Raw genomic sequence first — 24,837 nt, forward strand, 5'->3', positions numbered from 1 at the left:
GATCATCAAACGAAACAGACGAGAGCGACTCGTGACGGACCGCGACATTCAGTCAGCGGTCGATTAGGGTGTGATCGCGCCCGGACGCAATTTATTCACCGCCTCCACCACATCGTTGGATACAAAAAACAGGGTATAGTCACCGCCCGTTTCCAGAAAGCAGAAATGAGCATTTCCCGCCGCATGTGTTTCCAAATCGGCCAGAAAATCTGACATCAGGTTTTCATCGACCCATTCGTTATTAACCCGCGCCGTGAGTTCTCTGGGCTGGCCGTTGATTGTATAGCTCACTGTGCAGATTTGTTTGCGGATATCAAAATCGTCGGACAGGTCAGTGACAAGGCCTGGCTGTCTAACAATGTCTACAATTGGCTGCAGCGCCGCTGCATAATCACCCGGGCCAGAAAGGGCTTCAAAGTCAAAATTCCAACCCTGATCTGAAATTCCGTCAGCATAAACGGCAAGCAATTCGCCATAAGGATCTTCAACATAACGGCGACGATCGAGATGGCCGATGAGCTCGTTGACGCTGCGGCCCGGCGCCATACTTACGCCGGCAAGTTCAAGTTTCTGGATCTGAGATTGAAGCGTTCTGAGATCCTCCGCCCAGGCGAGCGTCAGATCAGACACAGGCAGTTCAGTGCTTTTCAGTTTTGAGGTTGTCCTCAAAATATCCTTTGCGAACCAGATAATCGTGCCAACTGACGCCGCAAGGAAAATAATCGGAAGCACCCAGCCAGACGCATCCGCCTTCGGGGACAGTGCCATGGACACCCCGAGATACCCAACGAAAACACCAACGCCCACGCCGAGCACTGAAACGGCGCATGAGAACAAAGTGTCGAAGAGATTAGGCTTCACGGGAAAGGCGTCACTCTGATTTTGGTTCGGTTGACCGACTGTTTGACAGCGCAGCAGAACAAAGGAGCTAGCTGCGAACCAGCTCGTGGATCGCTTTTAGCTGGGAGAGCAGGCCTTCTGCAGAATCAAGCGGCAGACAGCTCGGGCCATCGCAGAGCGCTTTGTCAGGGTCGGTGTGGAACTCGAGGAACACACCATCAGCGCCAGCAGCGACCGCTGATTTTGCAATGATTGGAACGCCCTCGCGTCGGCCGCCTGTAGACCCGCCCGCTGTGCGCGGGTCAGCGCCTGGAAGCTGCACGGCGTGGGTCGCATCAATCGTGACCGGTACGCCGAGCGCTTTCATCGCCGGAATGCCGAGCATGTCCACGACGAGATTGTTATAGCCGAAGCTTGCGCCGCGCTCACACAGAAGCGTCGGGTTATTCTTTGTGACTTCGCCAACTTTGGTGATGATGTTTTTGCAATCCCATGGTGCAAGGAACTGGGCTTTCTTCACGTGCAGCCAGCCGCCTGCGGCTTCTACCGCCTGCGCGCCCTCAACGACGAGGTCTGTCTGGCGGCAGAGAAAGGCAGGAACCTGCAGGACTTCGGCGACTTCGCAAACCGTCTCTGCCTGACCCATTTCGTGATAGTCTGTGACGACCGGCGTACCGAGTTCGGCCTTCACTTTGGACAGAATTTCAAGACCGTCCTGAAGGCCCGGGCCGCGATAGGATGTGATGGACGAGCGGTTCGCTTTGTCCCAGCTTGCCTTGAAAATGTAAGGCAGGCCGAGCTTCTCGCACACAGCTTTCAGGTGCGCGCCGACCGTCATAGCTAGCTCTTCATTTTCCAGAACGTTCAGCCCTGCCATTACGACAAGCGGGTGGCCTTCGCCAATGGAGATGCCGTATTTTTCGAGGGAAAGGGTGCTCATGAGGCGAACCTTCTGTTGATTGGTATGTTTGCGCAGTCACATGCCTTAAAACGGCGGTGAGGTGAAGGGGGTGGCCCTTAGTATTGCCAGAAGCGCGGTGTCAGAACGACGAAGATTGTCAGGAGTTCGAGGCGTCCGAATATCATATTGATCGAGCAGACCCATTTCGCGAATGGCTCAAGGTCCTGGAATGTGCCCGATGGACCGAAGATGGAGCCAAGGCCAGGGCCGACATTCGAGATGGACGTCGCAGCTGCTGACAGAGATGAGATCGTATCAAGGCCGGTGAGGGACAAGAGAACGGTCGAAACCGAGAAGACGAACAGATAGAGGAAGATGAAAATCATCACCGACAGAAGCACGTCGTCGCGCACGGGCTGGCCCGCATAACGCACCACCATAATCCGGTTCGGGCTGAGCATCTGGCGGGTATAGGTCCAGATGGTGCGAAGCAGAATTTCCACGCGGAAGACGTTCATACCGCAAGCGGCAGACCCTGCGCAGCCGCCAAGGAACATCAAAGTGAAGAACACAATTTCAGGCAGGCTGCCCCATTGGCCATAATCGGTAGAAGCGTATCCGGTGCCTGTGAGGACTGAGATAACGCTAAAGATGGTATCGCGGAACAGATGCTCGTCATACCGGATGAAGGCCGTCTGCGGATGGAAGCGGACGCAGATGTAAAGTATGACGACAGCCACGACGACGATCATCAGATAAAAGCGTGGCTGCGGGTCTTTCCAGAGGTTTCTGACACGCCCATGCATCATCAGAACCATGGTTCCGAATGGCAGGCCCGCCACGAACATGAAGACGATACAGACCTCGATAATGCGCGAATCTGCAAACTTGCCCATGGAGGAGTCAGAGGTCGAAAACCCGCCAGCGGCCATGGTCGTCATGGCATGGTTCACGGCATCGAAAGTGCCCATACCGGCGAAGACGTAGCAAATGCCGCACAGCACGGTGAGGCCGATATAGAGCCAGACAATCTGGCTCGCGATTTCTGCAACATGAGGCAGAAAGCGGCCCGAGACATCTGAGGATTCGGCCTGAAACAGCTGCATACCACCAACCCGCAGCATCGGCATGATGGCAATCGCCGTTACGATAATGCCGACCCCACCAATCCATTGCAGGATGGATCGCCAGAGCAGAAGTCCGCGCTGTTCATTGTCGAGGCCGGTCATAATGGTTGCGCCGGTTGTGGTCAGGCCGGACACGGTCTCAAAGACAGCATCGGTAAAACTGAAACCGAGCGCGAGAAACGGAAAGGCCGCCGCAAGCGGCAGAACCACCCAGACAAGGGCGGTTAAAAGGAAGGCCTCGCGCGGGCCTGTCCTCGGCTTTTCGCTGCCTGAGGCGATGGCGATAATGGCGCCAATACCGAAAAGTACGAATGCGGCGAGGCCAAAAACGCCCCATGTCTCAATGCCGGAAATAACGTCCACAATGGCGCACGGCACCATCGCTCCGCCTGTGAGCATTAGGAGCTTTCCCAGAGCAGAGAGGATTGGCTGTAGCTGCATGCTGCGAAAGCGCCTTTAATTGCGGCGGGCAGTCTCGTGAGGGCTGTCGAGCGAGAAGGCCGGAATGGTCACATCAAACTCGATACCATCTTCGCGGCGCATTCCATAGCGTCCAACCATAACGCCGGACGGTTCGTTCAGCGGGCAGCCGGACACATAGACAAAACTCTCACCCGGCGCGAGCACAGGCTTTTCGCCCACAACGCCTTCGCCATCGACCACCTGACGGCGGCCGCGGGCATCGGTGATTTCCCAATGGCGATTCACAAGCTGGATGGTGTGATCGACATTATTTTCGATCTGAACGGTGTAACGCCAGAGATATTCATTGTGTTCAGGGCTGGATTCGTCGTCCACGAATTCCGGGAAAACGCGCACCATGACACCCCAGGTCTCCGCCTCATAAGGGAAGACCGCGTCATCCTCAAAATCCATGGCTTACTCCCCTAGTGCCGAATCCAGTGCCCGGATGAAATCTTCCGTCAGATCTTCGACATCTTCAAGCCCGATCGAGATACGAATCCATGAGGCATCAAGGCCCATGCTTGCCTGCTCTTCGACCGGAACCGCGCGGTGTGTCGTTGTAGACGGGTGGCAGGCCAGAGATTTTGCGTCGCCGAGATTGTTGGAAATGCCAACAAGTTCAAGCGCGTTGAGGAAACGGAACGCCGCCTCCTGACCGCCAGCCAGTGAAATCGCCATCATTGTGCCGCCAGATTTCATCTGTTTTGCGTGCACTTCGTAATGCGGGTGATCCTTGCGGCCCGGATAACGGATTGCGCGCAGAGCCTTATGGTCTGCGATGCGATCGGCCACGATTGCCGCATTTTCAGACTGTTTGGCCACGCGTAGCGGCATGCTCTCAAGACCTTTGAGAACAACCCATGCGTTGAACGGCGACAGCGATGGACCTGTATGACGGATATACGGGTCGATAATTTCTTCCATATCCTTTTGCGGCCCCAGAATAGCGCCCGCCAGAACACGGCCGCCGCCATCCATATGTTTGGTGCCGGAATAGAAGACCCAGTCGGCGCCAAGCTCGAACGGGCTTTGCAGCATGGAAGTCGCAAACACGTTGTCCACGATGAGTTGTGCGCCAGCCTTGTGCGCGAGCTCTGCAACAGCTGCGATGTCGACCGCGTCATTCAGCGGGTTCGCCGGGCTTTCCACAAGCACAAGCTTTGTCGGCTTGGAGAGCGCACGTTCCCAGGCTTCCATATCCATGCCGTCGACGAATTCCGTCTCGACACCGAATTTTGGAAGCTGGTTTGCGATCAGCCAGCGGCACGAGCCGAACAGCGCATTTGCGCCGACGACGCGGTCACCGGCCTGCACAGGCGCGAACAGAAGAGACGACATTGCGCCCATGCCGGACGCCATAGTGCGGCAGGCCTCAGCGCCTTCCATCAGACGCAGACGCTCTTCCAGCATGGCGACGGTCGGGTTGTTGTAACGCGAATAGACATAGCCCGGAATCTCTCCGGCCATTCGGGCCTGCGCCTGTTCAGCAGAATCATACATATAACCAGAGGTGAGAATCAGCGCTTCTGATGTCTCGCCCCATTGGGTACGTTCTGTGCCGCCATGGACGAGATTTGTCGCCGGGCGGTATTTAGGCGTGTTACCGGAGGTCATGAGCGTAAAGCCTTTTCAATTTCCAAGGCGCGGGCATAGAGACTTGCCTTGGCGGTCGTCAAGGTGAAGGTTGGTTGAGGTATATAATAAACGAGTCGGACCTGACAGTGAGTTTTCCAGACGGCATTCTAGCAGACCATCAGATTGAAGCAGCCATTGCAAACGGGATGGTGCGCTCGGACGCCCCGTTCGCGCCTCTGCAAGTTCAGCCCGCGAGCATTGATCTGCGCCTCGGCACGAAAGCCTATCGCCTGCGCGCCAGCTTTCTGCCGAACGGGCGGACAGTCGAAGAATGCCTGACAGATGACATCGTCATGCACACGGTCGATCTGAGCAATGGCGCAGTTCTGGAGACGGGCTGTGTCTATCTCGTACCGCTGCAGGAATATGTGTCTCTGCCTGAGGGCGTGACGGCGACAGCCAACCCGAAAAGCTCGACAGGCCGTATTGATGTATTTGTCCGCCTGATCGCGGATGGTGTTTCGCGCTTTGACGGGATTCCGGAAGGCTATGACGGCCCGCTTTACGCAGAAGTCAGTCCACGGACATATTCGGTTCTGGCGCGTCCGGGTGACCGGCTGCTTCAGATGCGGTTTCGGTCCGGCGAACATAAGCCGACCAATTCACTCGATTTTTCAATTCATCTGGAACCGCTGCAGGATGGTCTGATAGGCTATCGTGCACGTCGCCATGCTCGCGTGCTGGATCTTTCTAAAGTTGGCGGGCACCGGATTGATGATTATTGGGAGCCGGTGTTTGCCCGCAATGGCCGCCTTATTCTTGATCCGGACGAGTTCTATATTCTCGCCTCGAAAGAGTTTGTGACCATTCCGGTGGATCGCGCCGCAGAGATGGCGCCCATCGCGCCGGACCTCGGAGAATTTCGTGCCCATTATGCAGGCTTTTTCGATCCGGGCTTTGGCTGTGACGGCGTTTCAGGCCGCGCTGTGCTGGAGGTCCGCGGCCGCGACGTGCCGTTCATCCTCGAACATGGTCAGCCGGTCGGGCGTCTGGTGTTTGAGCCGATGTCGGCGCTGCCGCGCGCGCCTTACGGCACTGAAGGCTCGAACTATCAGGGGCAGGGGCTGAAGCTCTCCAAGCATTTCGCCTGAGAAGAGGGGGTATAAATGGAGATTGACTGGAACTTAGTCGTTCAAATTATCATACCTTTGGTCGCCGCTTTTTTTGGGGCGGTGGCATTCCAAGTTATCGAGCGCAAGCCGAAGCTGAATGCATGGTTTCTTCACGCGGGTGCGACGAAGGTAAAGGACATGAACTTCTACACGCATGTGATAGTTCTAAAAAATGCGGGGCGAAAAACTGCGAGCGGTGTACGGATATCTCACCATGCTTTGCCTGACTTTAGTATTTACCCAGATACAGAATACAAAATTATCGAACTTCCAGGCGGAGGAAAAGAAATCTTCTTAGATTCACTGGTTCCGGGACAGTCCATCAACGTCAGTTACCTTTATTATGCTCCGCTACGGCTTGAGCAGATACATAACGGCATTCGTTTTGCGGACGGTGTCGCAACCCAAATCCCCATTAGAGCGACGCCGATTGTCAGCAAGCAGGTCGAAATTACTGCGGGTATCTTGATGTTAGTAGGCTTTATCACGCTAATTTATCTTGGTGTTTTGCTGGTTTCACATTTGATGGCTGTATGAGATGGCGGGCTAATTTTTTTTGCCGATAAGTATGATATAGCTCATTGCTATGAGTTATGATGTTGGCCGCGGCGATCTTGTACTTTGCGTCAATGCAGCCCCGAACCATGTGACGGGCGAGCCTGTGCCACTGATCGCGGGTGAAACTTATACGGTCTATGACCTCTGGCTGTTTGCCTGCCCGTGCGGGCGTTCTGATGCCTTGTTAGACGTTGGCGTCGGATTCGCCTGGTGCCAGTCCCGCTTCCGTCTCCTGCCAAAACCGAAGGCGAAAGAAAAACGCCGTAAAGTTTCCGTGCCGAAAGAGCTTGAGAAGGTCGACTAGCGCAAAAAAGAACCCCGCTCGTCGCAAAGCGAACAGGGCTCTGGTGTGATCTCTCAGTAAAAATTAGCTGCGGATGACGACGCCGATCCAGCCCATACCGTCATAGCCTTCATAGCCGGTGGTGCGGGCGAAATAGATATGCTTTCCGCCGCTGGTATAGCTGCCCATGTTGTCTCCGCCCATTTGCAGATCGAACTTCTGAGCAATACCCTGACCGTCAGACGCGGCGATGCAGTAATGATCGTCATTCAGAAGAAGAACGCGTGTTGTCTTCCATTCTGCCGATGTGAATGGCGGTTCTTCGGCAACAACAGAGTGCCCCTGCGCCGACCAGTCAAAATGTACACCCAGAACGCCGAGGATTTTACCTGTGCGTTCTCCGCCCTCGCGAACAGCCGTCGCGTAGGTCAGAATACGGGAGTTATAATCATCTGAATGATAGACGCGGCTGACGACATAATCGTCACCGGAGTTTGTGCTCATGGCCTGCTGATACCACGGCTCGTCGGCTGCACTCCGGCCCACAAAATTGCGGGCCTGAGAGTTAGCGCAGGCGAACAGTTTGCCGCTAGTGTCGACGAGAACGAGGTCTTTATAGACGGTGTAATAGCGGTGGATGACGCCAAGGCGCTTCTGCGCAAATGACTGAGCCTCGCGGTTCTCAGGGTGGGCCAGAGCCTCCCAGAATGCTGTATCAGTCGCCCACCAGCGCACGTCTGCGGTGCGTTCGAACAGGTTGCGAACGATCAGCTGAACGGTAGACAGCGCGATATCTTTCATACGTTGATCGCCGAGTTGCTTGGCGACCTCAACCGTGTGCTCGAGTGGCGGCACGACGACTTGCTCGAAACGCTCGGCAGCCTGTTTGGCCTGATCAGCCAGATTCTTGACTTCGCCCGCGACAACTTCAAAGCCTTTGCCGGCTTCGCCGACACGTGCTGCTTCAATCGTCGCATTCAGCGCCAGCAGCTTTGTGCGGTCTGCAATTTCGCGGTTCTGACGTGAAAATCCGAACACGGACTTTTTGAGGTCTTCAAGGCTGGCATCAATGCCGCGCTCGCTAACGTCAGATTGCTTTACTTCGATGGATGTGTGTGTTTTTGCGCCATAGCTTATGTCGCGCTTGGCTGCGCTAAAACTGTTCATTCTGCCCTCACCAACCAGTTGATCCTGATCTCCCTTCGAAAGTACTCGCACGAAATACTGGAAAATCTATTAATCGACGGCAGATGAGTTTGAATTGAATACTTAACGGCAGAAGAGAAAATCTTAAGTTGCAATCACCCGAAATTTCGGGTGATTTCGAAAAACATGTTTAGTTTCTGACGTATCAGGTCAGGTTTAGCAGGTCGGGGTCGCCGCCTTGAGCTGCGGTATTTACTGTAACTGTTCTTTCAACAGCAAAACGTTGCAAGTAATGTGGGCCACCTGCTTTCGGCCCGGTACCTGACAGGCCTTCGCCGCCGAACGGCTGGACGCCGACGACTGCGCCGGTCATGGACCGGTTCACATATGTGTTTCCGACTTTCACCGCATCGCGCACTTCCCGCGAGAAGCTTTCAAGGCGCGAGTGGATGCCGAGCGTCAGGCCATAGTCTTTCGCTTCGAGCTGCGGCGCCACCTTGTTGAGACGATCCGGGTCATATCGCACGACATGAAGTACAGGGCCGAAGACCTCGCGCTCCATGCTTTCAATATTCTTCATCTCAATCAGTGTCGGGAAGAAGAAGGTTTGCTTCTCAGGCAGGCCTTCTGGTGCGACGCGTTTCAGGATTTTTGCATTCTTGCCGAGGCCGTTCAGATAATTGACCAGTGTCGTTTCGGCGTCCTTGTCGATCACCGGACCAATATCGGTTGAAGGCAGGGCAGGGTCGCCAAGCTGAAGCTCGTCCATGGCGCCTTTAATGCCGTCAATGAGCATGTCGGCGGTGTCGTCCGGCAGGTAAGCGATGCGCAGTGCAGAGCAACGCTGGCCGGCAGAGCCGAATGCAGAGCTGACAATGTCATCAATGACCTGTTCGCGCAGGGCGGTCGTGTCAACGAACATGGCGTTCATGCCGCCGGTTTCGGCTATGAGCGGCAGGATCGGTCCTTCGCGGTCTGCGAGTGTCTTGTTGATCAGGCGGGCAACTTCGGTGGAGCCTGTGAAGCAGACGCCGCCAAGATCTTTATGCTTGGTGAGCGGCGCGCCGATGGTTTCGCCATCACCCGGAAGCAGGTGAAGCACGCCTTTTGGAACCCCTGCCTCAAGGAACAACTTCACGGCCTCAAACGCAGTGAAAGAGGTTTGCTCTGCGGGTTTTGCGATAACGGCATTACCCGCTGCAAGCGCCGCTGCAACCTGGCCAGTGAAGATCGCCAGCGGGAAGTTCCATGGCGAGATGCAGACAAACGTGCCGCGGCCATGAAGGCTCAGATGGTTTGTCTCACCCGTTGGCCCCGGCAGGCGCGTTGGCTGGTTGAAGTGGGTTTCGGCTTCGTGCGCGTAATATCGGCAGAAATCGACGGCTTCGCGAACTTCGGCCACGCCGTCGGCAAGCGTTTTGCCGCCCTCGCGAGACATGAGCGCGATGAAGAAGTCCATATTCTCTTCGAGCTTGTTGCCCATTTCGCGCAGAATGTCGGCGCGGGCGACGCCGCCTTTCTCGTCCCAGACAGGCTGAGCTTTTTTCGTGGCTTCAAAGGCTTTCTCGATATCCTTTGGTCCGGCCCATTTCATCTTACCGATCACGCGCGAAAGATCATGCGGGCAGAGCACATCATGCTTGCCATCTGTACTGGATTTGCCGTCCACGATAGGGCCGCCTTTGCGCGGCATGGATTTATCCAGCTTCGCAATAGCTTCGGCAATCGCGTCTCGCGATGACTTCTCCGACAGGTCGAGACCTTTGGAGTTGCGGCGGTCTGCGCCGAACAGGGCAGGTGGGCGCGCAATACGCGGGTGGCGGCGATTGCCTGCCTCGATAAGCGCGATGCCATCATAAACAACGTCGTCTACGGGCACGTCTTCATCGAGGAAGGTGTTCACGAATGATGAGTTGGCGCCGTTCTCCAGAAGGCGGCGGACCAGATATGGCAGAAGGTCTTTGTGTGCGCCGACGGGCGCGTAAACGCGTACGCGGTTGGCTTCGCCCGCGGCTTTGTAGAGCGCTTCGCCCATGCCGTGCAGGCGCTGGAACTCGTAATTTTCGACGTTCAGTTCTTCGGCCATCAGGCGGACGGCTGCGAGCGTGTGCGCATTGTGCGTCGCGATCTGTGGATACAGCTTTGGCGATGCCTTCATGAGAAGGCGTGCGCAGTGCAGATAGTGAAGGTCGGTTGCATCTTTGGTCGTGAAGACCGGGAAGTCTTCAATGCCTTCATTCTGGGCGTGCTTGATTTCAGTGTCCCAGTAGGCGCCTTTCACGAGGCGCACCATGATGCGACGATCGGTTTCTTCAGCGAGCTTGTGCAGACGTTCAATCACCAGACCGGCGCGCTTTTGATAAGCTTGTACGGCGAGGCCGAGACCGCGCCAGCCCTCAAGCGATGGTTCGCGGGCAAGGCGATCAATGATCTGCATCTGAATGACGAGACGGTCAGCTTCTTCGGCATCAAGACAAAGGTGAATGCCGCGCTTGTGCGCCATTTCGCAGAGTTCCAGAACGCGCGGATAAAGCTCTTCCATCACGCGATCGGTCTTCACAGCTTCGTAACGCGGGTGGAGTGCAGACAGTTTGACGGAGACGCCGTTTTCAAGTTCTGGCGGATGGCCTTCTGTCGCGTCATCAATCGCACGAATGGAGGATTTGTAGGACTCCATATATCGGTCAGCGTCAGCCGCGGTGCGTGCGCCTTCGCCGAGCATGTCGAAAGAGAAGGTTGCCGCATCGTCTTCGCGGATCATTTTCTTACCGCGCTTGATGGCGGCAGACACATTGCGACCCAGCACGAATTGTTCGCCCATAATCCGCATGGCCTGCATCATCGCGGTCCGGATGACAGGCTCGCCGCTTTCACGAACAAGGCCCTGAACGAACTTGGCCGGGCTACGTACAGCATCAGCAGACGGGCCGATCACACGACCTGTCAGCATGAGGCCCCAGGTGGAGGCGTTCACGAGCCAGCTCTCGGATTGGTTCAAATGGGAAGACCAGTCGCCTGACCGCATCTTCTCGGCGATCAGGTCATCACGTGTTTCTGCATCGGGAATGCGCAGCAGCGCTTCGGCCAGACACATCAGCGCGATGCCTTCCTGATTGGAAAGGCCGAACTCTTCCAGGAAGGATTCCATAATGCCTTTGCGCTTGGCGTTGGTGCGGGCGATCTGGACAATTTCCTGACCGATACGCACAGCCTCTTTACGCTGGCCTTCGCTCACTGGAGGGCGATCAAGAAGATCAGCTACGACCTCTTCCTCACGTGCGTGCTTGAACTCATCGATCTGATTCCAAACATCAGAGGCTTTGGTCATACTTTTCTCTCCTTGCACTAATTCAGTACTAATCTTGCCCCGAAGGACCGTGACTTCAAGGGTTTGCGGTCTTACTCGCGGCAAAACACGAAAGCGGATTTCTGCGCTGACTGTGTGAACGCAAACGCATAAACATTGTTCAGATATTTGCGCTTGGGGCTGCTTCGTGCGAAACGCTGCCTTGCTTTTGCCTTCCTGATTTGGAACAGCTTATCTCCTGTTTCTGATCGCCGGTTTTTTCGGGAGAGTTCTGATGAAAATTATGCTCGTCACAGACGCTTGGGCACCTCAGGTGAACGGCGTTGTTCGAACCCTCAACCGTGTGATCGAAGAATGCGAAGCGATGGGGCACGAGTTCGAAGTTGTCTCTCCGGCTGACGGATTCAAAACCATTCCGCTTCCGACATACAATGAGATCCAGCTCGCGCTTGGCGCCAAGAAGGCGATCATTGAGCGCTTTAACGAGTTTGAGCCGGCTGCGGTACACATCGCGACAGAAGGCACGCTGGGTATGGCGGCGCGATCCATGTGCCTCAAAATGAAGTTCCCGTTCACCACCAGCTACCACACGCGCTTTCCGGAATATGTTTCCGCGCGCTTCCCAGTGCCGCTCAGCTGGGGCTATGGCTTTATGCGCTGGTTCCACCGCTATTCCGGCCATGTGATGGTCGCAACGCCTTCCATGCGCGAAGAGCTTGAAGAGCACGGCTTCGGCAATGTTGTTGCCTGGTCGCGCGGGGTGGACACTGACCTCTTCCATCCTGACAAACGCGAAAACATGCCAGACCCGTTCGAAGGCATGGAGCGCCCGATCTATCTCAATGTTGGCCGTGTGGCGGTTGAGAAGAATATCGAGGCGTTTGTCGAGCTCGATCTGCCGGGCACAAAAGTCGTCGTCGGCGATGGTCCGCAGCGTGAAGAGCTTCAAAAGAAGTATCCGGAAGTGAAATTCCTCGGCGCGAAGTTTGGTGACGAGCTGGCAGCCTGCTTTGCTCATTCAGACGTTTTCGTCTTCCCGAGCCTGACGGATACATTCGGTCTGGTTATCCTTGAGGCCATGGCGGCTGGTACGCCGGTGGCGGGATATAACGCGCCGGGGCCTAAAGACCTTATTCCGGGCTCTAATGCGGGCGTTGTGTCGGATGACCTGCGTGAAGCGGCTCTGGGATGTCTGGAGATGAAGCGCGAAGACTGCCGCAAATATGCCGAAGGCTATTCATGGCGGGCATGCGCAGAGACATTCATTACCAATCTGGAGCCACTGCCAACGCCGGAACGTCGTCGCTTCTGGAACCGGTTACGCCGCCTGCGTCGTCGCCGCGAGCGCGATCAGGAAAGCGTTCTGTAGGAACCGTCGCTCAGTCGCGAGAGTTAAGACAGGCAGGGCTTTGGCTCTGCCTTTTTTCTGGGCGAATTTCCTGCAAATATGCCGCATAGAAGGACCATTCTTCCAGATTGAAATAAAACATTGGAATACTATTCTCTTTGGTGCTAATGCCGCGCTAAATTCAACTGCGAAGACCAAAATGAGTGATATTTCTGCCCCTTCAAACCTGCAGGTCGAGGATGAAAACACCTTGAAACACAAATGGTATGAAGACGTATTTGCCATCCTGCTAGGCGCCCTGTTCATCGGCATGGGCGTCACGGTGTATTCCGAAGCCATGCTTCTGACGGGCGGCGTTGCGGGCATGTCGCTGATCCTCTCCTACATTGCGCCGCTCAGCTTCGGTGCATTCTTCTTCCTGCTGAACCTGCCATTCTATCTTCTGGCGATCCTTCGCATGGGGTGGGAGTTCACGTTGAAGACAGTGGTCGCGGTGACTTTGGTGTCGATCTTCCCGAACCTGGTGACTGGCTGGATTGCCGTTGAAACATTAAGCCCGCTTTTCGCGGCCATTCTTGGCGGCGCGATGATCGGCATGGGCATGATTGCGCTATTCAGGCATGGCGCAGGCATTGGCGGCGTCAGCATTCTGGCGCACTTCCTTCAGGAGAAGGGCATTATGCGCGCCGGCTGGGTGCTCTTGTCTATTGATGCCGTCATTCTTATTGCCTCGGCATTTGTGCTGCCGCTGACCAATCTGGTCTATTCGGTTGTTGGCGCCGTCGTGCTGAACCTGATGGTCGGGATTAACCACCGCCCGGGCCGATATTTCGGGCGCTAAACGTATTCACATTTTTCGTGATACCCGGCTATATCAAATTGACAATGTCACTAAATAGGTCATGCTCGCCCTCATAACTCTGCCTGCCGCACGCGATAGCGGCAGAGACATATGAGGGAGGAATTATGTACTGGAAAATGCTTGCAGCCTCTGCGGCTGCATTGAGCTTTGGCATGGCTGCACATGCTGGCCATCATGAAGATGGCGAAATGCATGAACACGTGCCAGCCGTTGGTTACACCCCGACTGATCTGATCGATACGGCTGTTGTAGAAACGCCGAATGGCCGCCTCGTCGGTGAGGACATGGGCGATTATCACGCGTTTCGCGGTATTCCTTATGCTCAGCCGCCAATCGGTGACCTTCGCTGGCGCGCGCCTCAGCCGGTAGAACCGTGGACGGGTGACCGCACCGTCATCGAGTTTCAGGCGCCTTGCGTGCAGCCTGCAATCGCTGACCCAAGCCTGCCAAATGGCGGCGGTGTTGTCGGCGTGAAGTCCGAAGATTGCCTCTATATGGAAGTTTACGCGCCAGAAAACGCAGAGAATGCGCCTGTCATGCTCTGGATGCATGGTGGTGCGGCTTTCCTCGGTGCCGGCCATCTTGGCTCCTATCATGGTGAAGCCAATGCCGCGAACGGTGTGATTACCGTATCCATCAATTATCGCCTTGGTCCGCTTGGCTATTTCGCTCACCCCGCGCTAACGGCAGAAAGTGGCCCGACGGGGGATTTTGCCATGATGGATGCTGTCGCCGCACTTGAGTGGATACAGGAGAATATTTCCTCCTTCGGCGGTGATCCGGACAATGTCACTATTGCTGGTCAGTCAGCTGGCGGCGTGATGGTCATCAACCTTCTCTCGATCCCGTCAGCTGAAGGCCTGTTCGATAAGGCGATTGTCCAGTCCGGTGCATTCGTGTCTCCGGGCCGGGAGCTCGCCGCTGCTGAGCAGCTCGGTGTGGAAGGCATGGCGACCTTGGATGTACCTGCAGATGCGACAGCGGACATGCTGCGCAGTGTTTCGGCCCAGTCGCTGACCTATAACCCGGCACTGCGTCGCGGTATCTCCGGCACCATCGACGGCACGTTCAACACGGTCTCACCGCGGGCGGCGATGGATGCAGGGCGCGAGGCAGATGTGCCGGTGCTTGTAGGCTCAAACATGGGCGAAGGCGGTTTCTCCCGAGCGACCCAGCTGGCCGCAGAAACAGGTGACGAAGGCGCGCCAGCCTTCCTCTACCACTTCCGCTATATGCCTGAATTCCGCGAGACGGCCTGGGGCAATGGCCCGATCCACTCTGCCGAGCTGATGTACACATTCGACTCGCTTGAAACCTCAAGCTGGGGCGCTGGTCAGACAACAGCCGAAGACGAGGCCTATGCCGACATTGTGAATTCCTGCTGGACCAATTTCATGCATATGAATCCGTCATCCACCACGATTACCTGTAATAACGGGTTTGAGTGGCCAGCTTACACGCCGGAATCCGGCGCGGTGGCCGTGTTTGATGAAGAGATCACTGTAGGGGATGCTTCCGCTATTCCTGACGGCCCGCAAAGCTAGACAACCAGCTCCTCCCCAGACGTCCCTCGACGTCTGTTCTGCAGGACGCCCCATCCCGTTTTCTTCATCGCGGGGTGGGGCGTTTTGATTTTTAAGGTTTCGGTCGCAGGGCCGTCAAATCGCAGCTGACTGGATTGATCTTTTTACTGGGTTTCTTCTAAGCTGATGAAAAGAGGGGGAAATCTATGATCAAGACAGCAATAGCCGCATTTGGGTTCCTTGCGCTGAGCAGTGGCGCAGCTTTCGCGGACGGGTGCGCAACAACATCCTCAGAATCGGTTTCATTCGGCGACAATATCGCTGAGGCAGTCGCGATAGGCGACGACTGCGCCAATAGCGTGGCCCTGATCATTGTGCGCGATGGTGATGGCGCGCCTTTGTATTCGCACGCGACACCAGCGCGGTATCTCTTCGGTTTCTATGAAGTGACTGACGAACGCAGCATGGCAGATTTTCTGGATGAGCTGATCGGCGTTCAGTTTGGCGGTGGCGCACTCACAAGTTCAGAGCTTCCTGAATGGCCGGAGGGTGCAGACTTCCCGGGTGGTGAGTTCCCGTTTTATCCGGAAGAGTGGGTGGATCGCGGCGAGTATCTGCGTTTTCAAAGCATGGATGCGCCGGTCTGGTGTCACGTTCAGGGGCAGGAAAGCTCGGCCTGCCTGATTATTGATGGCGACCGCTTGTACAAGATTGGTGTGCAGACGTTCCCGGGATAACCGGGAAGGGCCGTTTCACGTTCGCTCCTGAATGCCGTTTTGAAAATTCGTGGCTAGTAGGATGAGAAGGTCGCGGCCGGTCTCGAGCGTGTCATCATTAAAATCGTATTCAGGGTGGTGTAGCGGTTTGGTCTCAAGCCCTGCACCCAGCCAGATATAGGCGCCGGGGACTTCCTGCAGCATGAGCGAGAAATCCTCTGATGCCATGCTCGGGCGAAAGCCTGTGTCGACATGCTCCGCGCCGACCAGCTCGCTTGCAACGCGCTGGGCATAGTCGGCCTCGGCTGGCGTGTTGATCGTGCTCGGATAGCCTTCCTCATACGCAAGGCTGACGCTGACACCGTGGGCGCCGCACACAGCTTCTGCAACGCGCAGCATCTCTGCGCGGATGAAATCGCGCACCTCGCCGGAGAAGCAGCGCACTGTGCCCATCACCTTCATCTCTTCGGGGATGACGTTGAATGTGTGCCCGCCATGCATTTGGGTGATCGTCAGAACTGCGGGGTCGTGCGGGCTGATCTTGCGACTGACAATCGTCTGTAGCGCGAGGACAAGCTCGGCCGCCGTAGTGACCGGGTCCTTCGTCGTCTCCGGCATGGCAGCATGCCCGCCCACGCCCTTCAGCGTGAAGGTGAAGCTATCATAGGAGGCCATCATCGGGCCTGGCTGAACGGCGATCCGCCCTGCAGGCAGACCTGGCCAGTTGTGAAGCGCAAATATGGCGTCGCACAGGAATAGCTTGAACAGGCCTTCCTCCACCATGCGCTTGCCGCCGCCGAAATTCTCTTCAGCCGGCTGAAAGATGAAATGTATCGTGCCTCTAAAGTTACGCGATGCCGCGAGTGCCTCTGCCGCGCCGATCAGCATGGCCGTGTGTCCGTCATGCCCGCAGGCGTGCATAACGCCGTGATGGGTGGAGCAGTGCGCCGCGCCGGATTGTTCTTCTATCGGTAGCGCGTCCATATCTGCACGAAGGCCGATGACCGGTCCGTCGCCATTTTTCAGCGTGCCGACAACACCGGTTTCTGCAAGCCCTCGATGGACCTCTATCCCTGCGCGGGTGAGCGCTTCTGCCACCAGATCGGAGGTCCGGTTTTCCTGAAAGGCAAGTTCTGGATGGGCATGAATATCACGTCTGATCGCGCGCATTCTGGCAATCGGGTCGTTCGTCTCGGTCAGCGTATCGGCCATGAGATGGCTCCATTTGAGTGTGCGTAGATATTGTAGAGCCTGCACGGGTGTTTGGAAAACGGTATCTGCTTGGGCACTGCTCAAATTGGCGGGAGTAGGGCGATACTCTTTTTTCACGCTGAGCCGCGGTTCTGTGTTGACGGGAATTCGACAGATCGATATACACCGCGCTTCCAATTCAGCGTGCGGTTATGGCGGAATTGGTAGACGCGCACGGTTCAGGTCCGTGTGGGGCGACCCGTGGAGGTTCGAGTCCTCTTAACCGCACCAACCCTTTCTCCGGCATGGTCCGAAATCATCCAAAAAACTGAACTAAATCAATCGATAAAGCCTGTTTTCCGGCTTGTCGTTGTCCGGACTCGCACGATGTGATCCGGTTGCATCCAACACATTCGTGGGTACATTTGTTGGTATATTTCGTTCGAGTCCCAGTTTTTCAGGGGGTCGATACCAACAAATTGGCGGCACCCGCAAAATGAAGCTGAACGATATAAAAGTTCGTAATATCAAGGCAAAAGATAAGCCCTTAAAGCTTTCTGACGGTGAAGGCCTGTATATTCACGTTTTACCTAGCGGTTCAAAACTCTGGCGAATGGCATATCGTTTTGACGGAAAACAGAAGACGCTGGCATTCGGAAAGTATCCTCAAGTGAGCCTTCAGAGGGCGAGAGAGAAACGCCTGGACGCAAAGCGGCTTCTGGCCGATGGCATTGACCCGATGGAGCACGCGCGCGTTCAGGAGGCCGAGAACGCGGCAAAGAACGAGCACACATTTGAAAAGATCGCGCTGGAGTATCTGGAAAAGAGCGTCAAAGACGGCAACGCCGAAGCGACCATGAAAAAGAAACGCTGGTATTGCCGCATGGCGTGCGACGAATTCGGCAAAATGCCTATACGTGAAATCACGGCTCCGATTGTGTTGGGCGCGATCCGCAAACAGGAAGACGCGGGCAATGGCGAAACCGCCCATAAGCTGCGAACCTTTGTCGGGCAGGTGTTCCGCTATGCAGTTGCAACGGGCAAAGCGGAGAACGACCCAACCTTCGCACTTCGTGGCGCTCTGGTCTCTCACAAGAAAACGCATATGGCCGCTTTGGTCGAACGTGACGACTTCGCGGCGCTGGTAAAGGCAGTGTGGAATTATCAGGGCGGCGGGCCAAGCATTCGCGCGGCGCTTAAGCTGATGGTGCTTTTATATCCACGTCCGGGTGAACTTCGCTTTTCGACGTGGAGCGAGTTTGATCTTGAAAAGGCCGTCTGGAGCATTCCAGCTGAGCGCATGAAGATGCGGCGCGAACACAAAAAGCCATTATCAAAACTCGCCGTCGACATCCTCACCGAGCTGAAGCCTTTCACTGGTGACGCTCCGCTTGCGTTTCCTTCCCTGATCGCAAGGGCCAAGCCGTTGAGTGAGAATACGCTGAACCAGTCTTTGCGCCGTATGGGCTTTGATAAGACTGAAGCAACATCGCACGGGTTTCGTTCTAGTGCGTCCAGCCTTCTGAATGAAAGCAATCTCTGGAATCCTGACGCGATCGAAGCAGAGCTGGCGCATAAAGTGCGTGATCAGATCCGCGGCGCTTACATGCGCACACCATTCTGGGACGAACGCGTTCGCATGGCGGAATGGTGGTCCGGGCAAGTGCAAGAGATGATTGATGACGGGAACATATAAAGAACAAATCGTAAGAATTTCATGGAAACTGTCAGGAAGTCGCGGCGCGGACTCACGAAACCGGACCAAATGATATATTATAAAGCACCATAGGTAGTATCCGGATGTTGACGGAGTACAGAATATGGAAAGTTCGCCGCGGTCTGGCAGAAATGGAATATCCGAAAGAGCGCAGGTCGCGAAAGCGGACGCGCAGTTTTGGGGAAGGGCTCCGCATCTTAGGCCAGATGAGATTGCAGCTTTAGCAATCGGTAAAGACCCGGTAGCGATGCAAAACTTAGAGAAGTCCGGAGATGTGAATTCTTGCGAAGACTTCTCGGCCTACATGGCTGTGAAATTTCTGGTAGACCGCGCAATTGAGACGAATGATCTGTCGCCTCCTATCCGGCCCAACCAAATGATTGAGTGGATGGACAGTTTGTTCATCGAGGTGCCAGCTGATTTTCGGAATGTCGTGGAAAGCATTTATCCGGTGCGAGATTACCGGGCGTTATGTCGAGCGCTATTTGCAAAGGCAAACGCTGACGACGAGAAGATCATGCAGCTCCGTGATCAAATGAAGAAGCTCATTGAAGAGCGTGAAGCAGATGTTCGTGAATTTAGCGAGTGGTCCGACGGTGTGCTCGATACCATGGATGAATTGCACGACACCTTGTTGACGCTGCAAGAGCAAATTCAGCTGATGGAGGCCGAGGCCTCAACCGAATTGCCTACGCCTGAGTTTGCCAACGATAATAATGAAGCAACTAACACAATACTTCTCTCAGATTTGGATCCGCGGGCTGTTACGTCGCTTCAGAAAATCATTGTTGGATTGGCCATTGCTTTTCGTGGGTACTCCCCTCTTTCGGAGAGCAATGAGAGGCCGACGTCCAAAGAGTTGGAGAGCGTCCTTGCTGAGGTGGGACTGAATTTAAACTGGAAGACGATTGAAAAGGTTCTTGTCGAGGCGAGAGTTCGACTCAGTGAACAAGGCCTTCTCAAGCCATGGAAATAGACTTATTTCCGCGGAAATAGTGCCTAATTCCAGACAATCTCGATAGAACCAAACAGGATTGCCTCATTCACTAAAGAGCGAGGTAATATCATGTTTGACGAATTCGAATTCCCTAAGACGGGCTTTGTGCGCATTAAGCAGATCATCGCGCCTTGGGGCCCTATTCCGGTTTCAAAATCAACCTGGTGGCAGGGCGTTAAAGACGGGCGCTTCCCTAAAGGACATAAGCTTGGCCCGGGCGTAACAGTCTGGCGCGCTGAAGAGATCCGCGCGCTGTATGAGCCGGTAGAATGATCAATGGCTCGAAAATCCTGGAAAAAGCCGAGCGGGCGAAAACCGACTAAGGACGGTCGAAGCTCCGAAGATAGGAAGTACGTTCACTTGAATAGGTGGATGTACGGAACGGTGGCTTTTCAGTCTCTGGGCCCGTTCGAAGTGCGTATCCTTTTAGAGCTGTACATGCTGTTTAACGGGAACAATAACGGCTATCTGTATCTGTCCCTTAGGGAAGCGGCGAGGCGGTGCCGCATGGGTAAGGATAAAGCGGGCGACTGTTTTCGTATTTTGCAAGAGCGAGGCTTCATTCGATCACGCGCGGATGAGCCTGTAAATTATGTGGTTCGCGAAGCACGTTGCTGGATCCTCACCGAGTTCGAATTTGCTGGCAGAGAAGCGACCAAGGACTTCATGAAGTGGAGGCCCGAGAATCAAAATGAGCGTCCGGAAAAACGGACAAGGCGTCCTGTAACAAGGACGAAATCAGATGATGCTCGCAACAGCGCTGATGATTTGTCCTTAAAAACGGACAAAAACGTCCTGTATTTTCGTTCTGCCGTCCCTGATTGAGGTCACAGATAATACCATGGGGTACAGGGCGAAGCAGTGCGAGCTAATCCACTTCGCACATGATTGCGAAAATAACTGGCAAATTCTCAACTGAGGAAACGAACAAAAAGGAAGGGTTGCCGGTTGAGCGCGGCATGCTCTGTGAGATGAGCATACCCCCCCCTGCAACTGGATCAGAGGCTTTCGATGGGTGGATACGGATCAGGCAGAAATATGCGGCTGGCTTCGAAGACGGATGAATACCACCGGCTGGATCTGGCGACCTTCAAAAACGACTGGTTCGAAAACGGGCGCTGGGGGCGTGTGACGTGGAGCCGGGGCGGTCATAAAACCGGTAGTGTTGCCTATGTCTGTGGAACTGACTTTCTGAAACTCACCTATTTGGTTGGCAGAGGCGAGAGCCAGCAACAGATTCACGAAAATTTCTGGCTAAGTTTCAGCGACCAGCATTTTGGCGGGCGCAGGCGCTGGTTAGTCTGTAAATGCGGAAGACGGTGCCGCGTGCTCTATGGGGGACGATACTTTCGGTGTCGCCAATGTCACCGACTTTGCTTTGCCAGCCAATACGAACGTTTCCGCGTGCCCGGTATGGCTGAAGCTGAGACTGTCAGAAAACGCTTAGGCTTTGAGGTGGGGTTCGCTTATCCGTTCGGAGCAAAACCTAAAGGCATGCACTGGCGCACCTATTATGCTTACAGACAACATGACTGGGCTATGGGCGACGCAATCGAGCAGGCACTTGTCGGGCGCTGGGGATTATAGAAAATTTTGTTTCGATTGTACTTGGTGGAATCTGCAAGCTTCCGCTATCCCTAAGTGATTCACGGGGAACAGCATGTCAGAAGAAGAAAAGAAAAAGCTCGAAGCTCAGCTCTGGAAGATTGCGAACGAGCTTCGCGGCAAGATGGATGCGGATGAATTCCGCGACTACATTCTCGGTTTCATCTTCTACAAATACCTGTCTGAAAAGCAGTATCTCTATGCCAATGAGCTGTTAGAGGGCGAAACGGTCACCGACTATGCGCAGGTCACGCAGCTGGAAGATATCGCCGCCATCGAACAGGAAAGCCTCGAAAAGCTCGGCTATTTCCTTCCCCCGCAAGAGCTGTTCAGCGCCATCACGAAGAAGGGCAATATCAAGATTGAAGACGGCGAAGAAGCGGCCAGCAACTTCATTCTCGACGATCTGGAGCGGATCCTTACCAATATCGAAAACTCCACCATGGGCACGGAAAGCGAAGACGATTTCAATGCCTTGTTTGAAGATATTGACCTTGCCAGCACAAAGCTTGGCCGCACACCGGACGCGCGCAATACGCTGATTGCCAAAGTGCTCGCCCACCTCGATGCGATTGATTTTGAACTCGGCAAAGGCACGGCGGATGTTCTGGGCGATGCCTATGAATATTTGATTGCGCAATTTGCCAGCGGCGCAGGCAAGAAGGCGGGCGAGTTCTACACCCCGCAACAGGTGTCTAAAATCCTTGCCAAGCTTGTCACGCTGGACAAACAGCAGATCCGATCAGCCTATGACCCGACATGCGGTTCGGGCTCGCTTCTGTTGCGTATCTCGCGCGAAGCCGATGTTGCCGAATATTATGGCCAGGAACTGAACCGCACGACCTACAACCTCGCGCGGATGAATATGATCCTGCACGACGTGCATTTCTCGCGCTTTGACATTCGCCAGGAAGACACGCTGGAAGAGCCGCAACACCTCGACATGCGGTTTGAGGCAATCGTCGCCAACCCGCCTTTCTCGGCCAAATGGAAGGGCAAGGATAACCCCTTAAACGAGACCGACGACCGGTTCAGCCAGTACGGCGCGCTTGCGCCGAGTTCAAAGGCGGATTTCGCCTTTGTGCAGCATATGATTCACCAGCTGGCGGAAAATGGCACGGCGGCGATTGTTCTGCCCCATGGTGCGCTGTTCCGGGGCGGGGCGGAAGGCACAATCCGGGAATATATAATCAGGGATCTGAACTATCTCGATGCAGTCATCGGCCTGCCTGCAAACCTGTTTTACGGCACGGGGATTCCAGCTTGTATTCTGGTGCTGAAAAAATGCCGTGTGCATAGCGAAGATATCTTCTTCATCGATGCCAGCGCCGAGTTTGAAAAAATCGGCAACCAGAACGCGCTGACAGACGCGCATGTGGCGAAAATCATCTCCACCTATGCCGCGCGCCAGAGTGTAGAAAAATACGCCCACGCGGCCAGCATGGACGAAATCGCCGAGAATGATTTCAACCTGAATATTCCGCGTTATGTGGATACGTTTGAGGAAGAGGCGGAGATTGACCTTGCGGCGGTGACGGCAGAGCTGAAAGGCCTCGAAAATGATATGGCGAAGACAGACGCCACTATTCGCGGCTTTTGCGACGAACTCGGCATTGCGAGCCCGTTTTGATGAAAGATCGGGAGGAGGTGGCAAAGGGCCAAGCGGCATTGCCGAAGCTCAGATTTAGTGAGTTTCATGAAGCTTGGGATTTGGTCTGTTTAGGAGATGTCTGCGGTCAGCCTGCATATGGAATGAATGCAGCGGCACAAACGTTCGATGGCAAACACAAGTATATCAGGATAACTGATATATCAGAGGATTCTAGGGAGTTTTGCCCATCTCCCCTAATGTCGCCGGAGCCGCCCATTGCAGCTGACTATCGTTTGCGTCTGGGGGATCTTGTGTTTGCGCGCACGGGAGCCAGCACCGGCAAGACTTACCTGTACAAAGAAGAGGATGGCGAACTTTATTTTGCGGGGTTCTTAATTCGATTTCCCATTGTTCATGCAGAACCCAAATTCGTGTTTGCTCAAACCTTGCGATCCAAATTTTCAAAGTGGATAGCCGTGGTTTCAGTGCGCTCTGGCCAACCCGGCGTTAATGCACTTGAATATGCGTCTTTTGAGTTTTTAAAGCCGTCACTCCCCGAACAACAGAAAATTGCGGCGTTTCTGTCTGCGGTGGATGAGAAAATCGCGCAGCTGACGCGGAAAAAGGCGCTTCTGGAGGACTATAAAAAGGGCTGTATGCAACAGCTCTTTTCCCAGAAAATCCGCTTCAAGGACGATCAGGGCAATGACTTCCCCGATTGGGAAGAAAAACGGCTTGGGGACGTCGTGCATTTTGGCAAGGGTAAAGGCATTTCTAAGGGCGATATCAAAGACGGCGCTTCATTGCCGTGTATCAGATACGGTGAAATTTATACTCACTACGCTGAGCAAATAGATGTCGTGCATTCTCGAACGAACGTTCCTGCTGACGAACTCGTTCTTAGTAACTCAGGAGACGTCATAGTTCCCGCTTCTGGCGAGGACCGGTTGGATATGGCCAGAGCTTGCTGCGTCATGGTCGACGGAGTGGCGTTGGGGGGCGACATCAATATTTTGCGCGGCGCGGAGAATGGCCTTTTTCTCGCGTACTATTTGAACAATGCGAAGACGCGCGACATTGCGCGGTTTGCGCAGGGTTATTCGGTGGTTCACCTCTATGGTTCTCAATTGAAACCTTTGAGCGTGCTGCTTCCCCATCCTGAAGAGCAGAAAAAAATCGCTGACTTTTTGTCTGAGCTGGACGAAAAACTCGCAACCCTTTCGGACCAAATCCGGCTCGCACAGACCTTCAAAAAAGGCCTGTTGCAACAGATGTTTGTGTGAGGGGATATGCTGCAAGCAGATCATTGCATTGTGTATGTGCTGACCAATGAGGCCATGCCGCGCTTTGTGAAAGTGGGTACGACGCGGATTGATGTCGAAGAGCGGCTAAAACAGCTCTATACGACCGGCGTGCCGGTGCCTTTTGAATGTTATTATGCTGGTGTGGTGGAAAGCGCGAAAAATGTCGAACGCCGCATTCACCGGGCCTTTGACAAATTCCGTGTGAACAAGAACCGGGAATTCTTTGAAATCGAGCCCGACGCTGTGGCTGATATTATCCGAATGGTCGCCATTCGAGACGCCACGCCGGGCGAGGATTACACCGAAACGCCAGACGACAAAGTGGCGATGGAAAAGCTGGAACAGCGCGCCGAACGCTTCAGCTTTAAAATGGTGGGGATTCCGCCGGGCACGCCGCTGTATTTCAAATGGGATAACGAGATTACGTGCACGGTGCTGGATAACCGGCGCGTTGAATTCCGTGGCAAGGAAATGAGCCTGACCGCGGCAAGTCTCGCCGCTTTGGCGGAGCGCGGCTTTCACTGGAAATCCGCCCAGGGCTCAGTTCACTGGGTGCATGAAGGGCAAACCCTTCAAGAGCTTCGCGACGCGCTGGAAGCTGAGGATTAG

The 24,837-nt window shown here is 54.8% G+C and carries 23 protein-coding genes and 1 tRNA gene; 16 read left to right on the forward strand and 8 right to left on the reverse strand.

What is annotated here, in order from left to right; all coding sequences use genetic code 11:
* Positions 1-63: 63 nt before the first annotated feature.
* The 5 genes from P1U45_RS06660 to metZ all read right to left on the reverse strand — a co-directional run bounded on the left by P1U45_RS06660 (position 64) and on the right by metZ (position 4,947).
* Complete coding sequence (locus P1U45_RS06660) at positions 64-630, reverse strand: hypothetical protein (protein ID WP_301058328.1); 567 nt, start codon at positions 628-630, stop codon at positions 64-66.
* A gap of 298 nt (positions 631-928) precedes the next feature.
* Positions 929-1,780: a 3-deoxy-8-phosphooctulonate synthase gene (gene kdsA, locus P1U45_RS06665; protein WP_301058329.1), complete on the reverse strand. Its 852-nt coding sequence runs from the start codon at positions 1,778-1,780 to the stop codon at positions 929-931.
* Between the two features lie 77 nt (positions 1,781-1,857).
* Entirely contained in the window at positions 1,858-3,309 is a 1,452-nt protein-coding gene (locus P1U45_RS06670; RefSeq protein WP_301058330.1) for a TrkH family potassium uptake protein, read from the reverse strand.
* A 15-nt stretch (positions 3,310-3,324) separates the two neighbouring features.
* On the reverse strand, positions 3,325-3,744 hold the full coding sequence (gene apaG / locus P1U45_RS06675; RefSeq protein ID WP_022694146.1) for a Co2+/Mg2+ efflux protein ApaG: 420 nt from the start codon (positions 3,742-3,744) through the stop codon (positions 3,325-3,327).
* A 3-nt stretch (positions 3,745-3,747) separates the two neighbouring features.
* The gene (gene metZ, locus P1U45_RS06680) at positions 3,748-4,947 is read right to left on the reverse strand and encodes an O-succinylhomoserine sulfhydrylase (RefSeq protein WP_301058331.1); all 1,200 of its coding nucleotides are present in this window, start codon (positions 4,945-4,947) and stop codon (positions 3,748-3,750) included.
* Between the two features lie 107 nt (positions 4,948-5,054).
* On the opposite strand from metZ, the gene P1U45_RS06685 reads away from it, so the two are divergent.
* Genes P1U45_RS06685 through P1U45_RS06695 form a run of 3 tightly spaced genes read left to right on the forward strand, consistent with a single transcriptional unit; the run spans position 5,055 to position 6,942 of the window.
* A complete protein-coding gene (locus tag P1U45_RS06685) occupies positions 5,055-6,059 on the forward strand; it encodes a 2'-deoxycytidine 5'-triphosphate deaminase (RefSeq protein WP_301058332.1) in 1,005 nt (334 codons plus the stop codon).
* Positions 6,060-6,074: 15 nt separating this feature from the next.
* Positions 6,075-6,617, forward strand: coding sequence for a hypothetical protein (locus P1U45_RS06690; RefSeq protein ID WP_301058334.1), 543 nt, complete (start codon positions 6,075-6,077; stop codon positions 6,615-6,617).
* Positions 6,618-6,666: 49 nt separating this feature from the next.
* Positions 6,667-6,942 carry a hypothetical protein gene (locus tag P1U45_RS06695; protein WP_293610080.1) on the forward strand — a complete coding sequence of 92 codons (276 nt, stop codon included), beginning with the start codon at positions 6,667-6,669 and terminating at the stop codon, positions 6,940-6,942.
* 63 nt (positions 6,943-7,005) lie between these two features.
* Here the strand turns inward: P1U45_RS06695 and P1U45_RS06700 are convergent, their stop codons facing one another.
* Together P1U45_RS06700 and putA are read right to left on the reverse strand one after the other, a co-directional pair.
* Entirely contained in the window at positions 7,006-8,088 is a 1,083-nt protein-coding gene (locus tag P1U45_RS06700) for a methyl-accepting chemotaxis protein (protein ID WP_301058335.1), read from the reverse strand.
* A gap of 184 nt (positions 8,089-8,272) precedes the next feature.
* Positions 8,273-11,395, reverse strand: a complete 3,123-nt coding sequence (putA, locus tag P1U45_RS06705) for a bifunctional proline dehydrogenase/L-glutamate gamma-semialdehyde dehydrogenase PutA (protein ID WP_301058336.1) — start codon at positions 11,393-11,395, stop codon at positions 8,273-8,275.
* A 253-nt stretch (positions 11,396-11,648) separates the two neighbouring features.
* Between putA and P1U45_RS06710 the strand changes: the two genes are divergently transcribed.
* The 4 genes from P1U45_RS06710 (at position 11,649) to P1U45_RS06725 (ending at position 15,844) form a co-directional block, all read left to right on the forward strand.
* On the forward strand, positions 11,649-12,743 hold the full coding sequence (locus P1U45_RS06710; RefSeq protein WP_301058337.1) for a glycosyltransferase family 1 protein: 1,095 nt from the start codon (positions 11,649-11,651) through the stop codon (positions 12,741-12,743).
* A gap of 178 nt (positions 12,744-12,921) precedes the next feature.
* Positions 12,922-13,563 (forward strand): YitT family protein, encoded by a 642-nt coding sequence (locus P1U45_RS06715; protein WP_301058338.1) that lies wholly within the window; start codon positions 12,922-12,924, stop codon positions 13,561-13,563.
* 125 nt (positions 13,564-13,688) lie between these two features.
* A complete protein-coding gene (locus P1U45_RS06720) occupies positions 13,689-15,128 on the forward strand; it encodes a carboxylesterase family protein (RefSeq protein WP_301058339.1) in 1,440 nt (479 codons plus the stop codon).
* A 185-nt stretch (positions 15,129-15,313) separates the two neighbouring features.
* Positions 15,314-15,844 (forward strand): hypothetical protein, encoded by a 531-nt coding sequence (locus P1U45_RS06725; protein WP_301058340.1) that lies wholly within the window; start codon positions 15,314-15,316, stop codon positions 15,842-15,844.
* Positions 15,845-15,859: 15 nt separating this feature from the next.
* Here the strand turns inward: P1U45_RS06725 and P1U45_RS06730 are convergent, their stop codons facing one another.
* Entirely contained in the window at positions 15,860-17,035 is a 1,176-nt protein-coding gene (locus tag P1U45_RS06730; RefSeq protein WP_301058341.1) for a M20 aminoacylase family protein, read from the reverse strand.
* Between the two features lie 185 nt (positions 17,036-17,220).
* On the opposite strand from P1U45_RS06730, the gene P1U45_RS06735 reads away from it, so the two are divergent.
* The 9 genes from P1U45_RS06735 (at position 17,221) to P1U45_RS06775 (ending at position 24,837) form a co-directional block, all read left to right on the forward strand.
* Positions 17,221-17,305: transfer RNA gene (locus P1U45_RS06735), tRNA-Leu, on the forward strand.
* Positions 17,306-17,510: 205 nt separating this feature from the next.
* Entirely contained in the window at positions 17,511-18,710 is a 1,200-nt protein-coding gene (locus P1U45_RS06740) for an integrase arm-type DNA-binding domain-containing protein (RefSeq protein WP_301058343.1), read from the forward strand.
* A gap of 124 nt (positions 18,711-18,834) precedes the next feature.
* A complete protein-coding gene (locus P1U45_RS06745; protein ID WP_301058344.1) occupies positions 18,835-19,707 on the forward strand; it encodes a hypothetical protein in 873 nt (290 codons plus the stop codon).
* A 90-nt stretch (positions 19,708-19,797) separates the two neighbouring features.
* Positions 19,798-20,001, forward strand: coding sequence for an AlpA family phage regulatory protein (locus P1U45_RS06750; RefSeq protein WP_301058345.1), 204 nt, complete (start codon positions 19,798-19,800; stop codon positions 19,999-20,001).
* Between the two features lie 234 nt (positions 20,002-20,235).
* Positions 20,236-20,553, forward strand: a complete 318-nt coding sequence (locus tag P1U45_RS06755; RefSeq protein ID WP_301058346.1) for a hypothetical protein — start codon at positions 20,236-20,238, stop codon at positions 20,551-20,553.
* Positions 20,554-20,766: 213 nt separating this feature from the next.
* Positions 20,767-21,315, forward strand: a complete 549-nt coding sequence (locus P1U45_RS06760) for a hypothetical protein (RefSeq protein ID WP_301058347.1) — start codon at positions 20,767-20,769, stop codon at positions 21,313-21,315.
* A 73-nt stretch (positions 21,316-21,388) separates the two neighbouring features.
* A complete protein-coding gene (locus P1U45_RS06765; protein ID WP_301058349.1) occupies positions 21,389-22,963 on the forward strand; it encodes a type I restriction-modification system subunit M in 1,575 nt (524 codons plus the stop codon).
* Positions 22,963-24,207 carry a restriction endonuclease subunit S gene (locus P1U45_RS06770; protein ID WP_301059286.1) on the forward strand — a complete coding sequence of 415 codons (1,245 nt, stop codon included), beginning with the start codon at positions 22,963-22,965 and terminating at the stop codon, positions 24,205-24,207. The genes P1U45_RS06765 and P1U45_RS06770 overlap by 1 nt, the downstream gene beginning before the upstream one ends.
* A gap of 6 nt (positions 24,208-24,213) precedes the next feature.
* Positions 24,214-24,837, forward strand: coding sequence for a GIY-YIG nuclease family protein (locus tag P1U45_RS06775; RefSeq protein ID WP_301058350.1), 624 nt, complete (start codon positions 24,214-24,216; stop codon positions 24,835-24,837).

It is taken from the genome of Ponticaulis sp. (assembly GCF_029210165.1).
Classification (GTDB): Bacteria; Pseudomonadota; Alphaproteobacteria; order Caulobacterales; family Hyphomonadaceae; genus Ponticaulis.

Coding starts and splice junctions, on each gene's coding strand:
- kdsA (WP_301058329.1), bottom strand. CDS start 1,780: ATGAGCACCCTTTCCCTCGAAAAATACGGCATCTCCATTGGCGAAGGC.
- P1U45_RS06670 (WP_301058330.1), bottom strand. CDS start 3,309: ATGCAGCTACAGCCAATCCTCTCTGCTCTGGGAAAGCTCCTAATGCTC.
- apaG (WP_022694146.1), bottom strand. CDS start 3,744: ATGGATTTTGAGGATGACGCGGTCTTCCCTTATGAGGCGGAGACCTGG.
- metZ (WP_301058331.1), bottom strand. CDS start 4,947: ATGACCTCCGGTAACACGCCTAAATACCGCCCGGCGACAAATCTCGTC.
- P1U45_RS06690 (WP_301058334.1), top strand. CDS start 6,075: ATGGAGATTGACTGGAACTTAGTCGTTCAAATTATCATACCTTTGGTC.
- P1U45_RS06695 (WP_293610080.1), top strand. CDS start 6,667: ATGAGTTATGATGTTGGCCGCGGCGATCTTGTACTTTGCGTCAATGCA.
- P1U45_RS06700 (WP_301058335.1), bottom strand. CDS start 8,088: ATGAACAGTTTTAGCGCAGCCAAGCGCGACATAAGCTATGGCGCAAAA.
- putA (WP_301058336.1), bottom strand. CDS start 11,395: ATGACCAAAGCCTCTGATGTTTGGAATCAGATCGATGAGTTCAAGCAC.
- P1U45_RS06710 (WP_301058337.1), top strand. CDS start 11,649: ATGAAAATTATGCTCGTCACAGACGCTTGGGCACCTCAGGTGAACGGC.
- P1U45_RS06715 (WP_301058338.1), top strand. CDS start 12,922: ATGAGTGATATTTCTGCCCCTTCAAACCTGCAGGTCGAGGATGAAAAC.
- P1U45_RS06720 (WP_301058339.1), top strand. CDS start 13,689: ATGTACTGGAAAATGCTTGCAGCCTCTGCGGCTGCATTGAGCTTTGGC.
- P1U45_RS06725 (WP_301058340.1), top strand. CDS start 15,314: ATGATCAAGACAGCAATAGCCGCATTTGGGTTCCTTGCGCTGAGCAGT.
- P1U45_RS06730 (WP_301058341.1), bottom strand. CDS start 17,035: ATGGCCGATACGCTGACCGAGACGAACGACCCGATTGCCAGAATGCGC.
- P1U45_RS06740 (WP_301058343.1), top strand. CDS start 17,511: ATGAAGCTGAACGATATAAAAGTTCGTAATATCAAGGCAAAAGATAAG.
- P1U45_RS06745 (WP_301058344.1), top strand. CDS start 18,835: ATGGAAAGTTCGCCGCGGTCTGGCAGAAATGGAATATCCGAAAGAGCG.
- P1U45_RS06750 (WP_301058345.1), top strand. CDS start 19,798: ATGTTTGACGAATTCGAATTCCCTAAGACGGGCTTTGTGCGCATTAAG.
- P1U45_RS06755 (WP_301058346.1), top strand. CDS start 20,236: ATGGGTAAGGATAAAGCGGGCGACTGTTTTCGTATTTTGCAAGAGCGA.
- P1U45_RS06760 (WP_301058347.1), top strand. CDS start 20,767: ATGCGGCTGGCTTCGAAGACGGATGAATACCACCGGCTGGATCTGGCG.
- P1U45_RS06765 (WP_301058349.1), top strand. CDS start 21,389: ATGTCAGAAGAAGAAAAGAAAAAGCTCGAAGCTCAGCTCTGGAAGATT.
- P1U45_RS06770 (WP_301059286.1), top strand. CDS start 22,963: ATGAAAGATCGGGAGGAGGTGGCAAAGGGCCAAGCGGCATTGCCGAAG.
- P1U45_RS06775 (WP_301058350.1), top strand. CDS start 24,214: ATGCTGCAAGCAGATCATTGCATTGTGTATGTGCTGACCAATGAGGCC.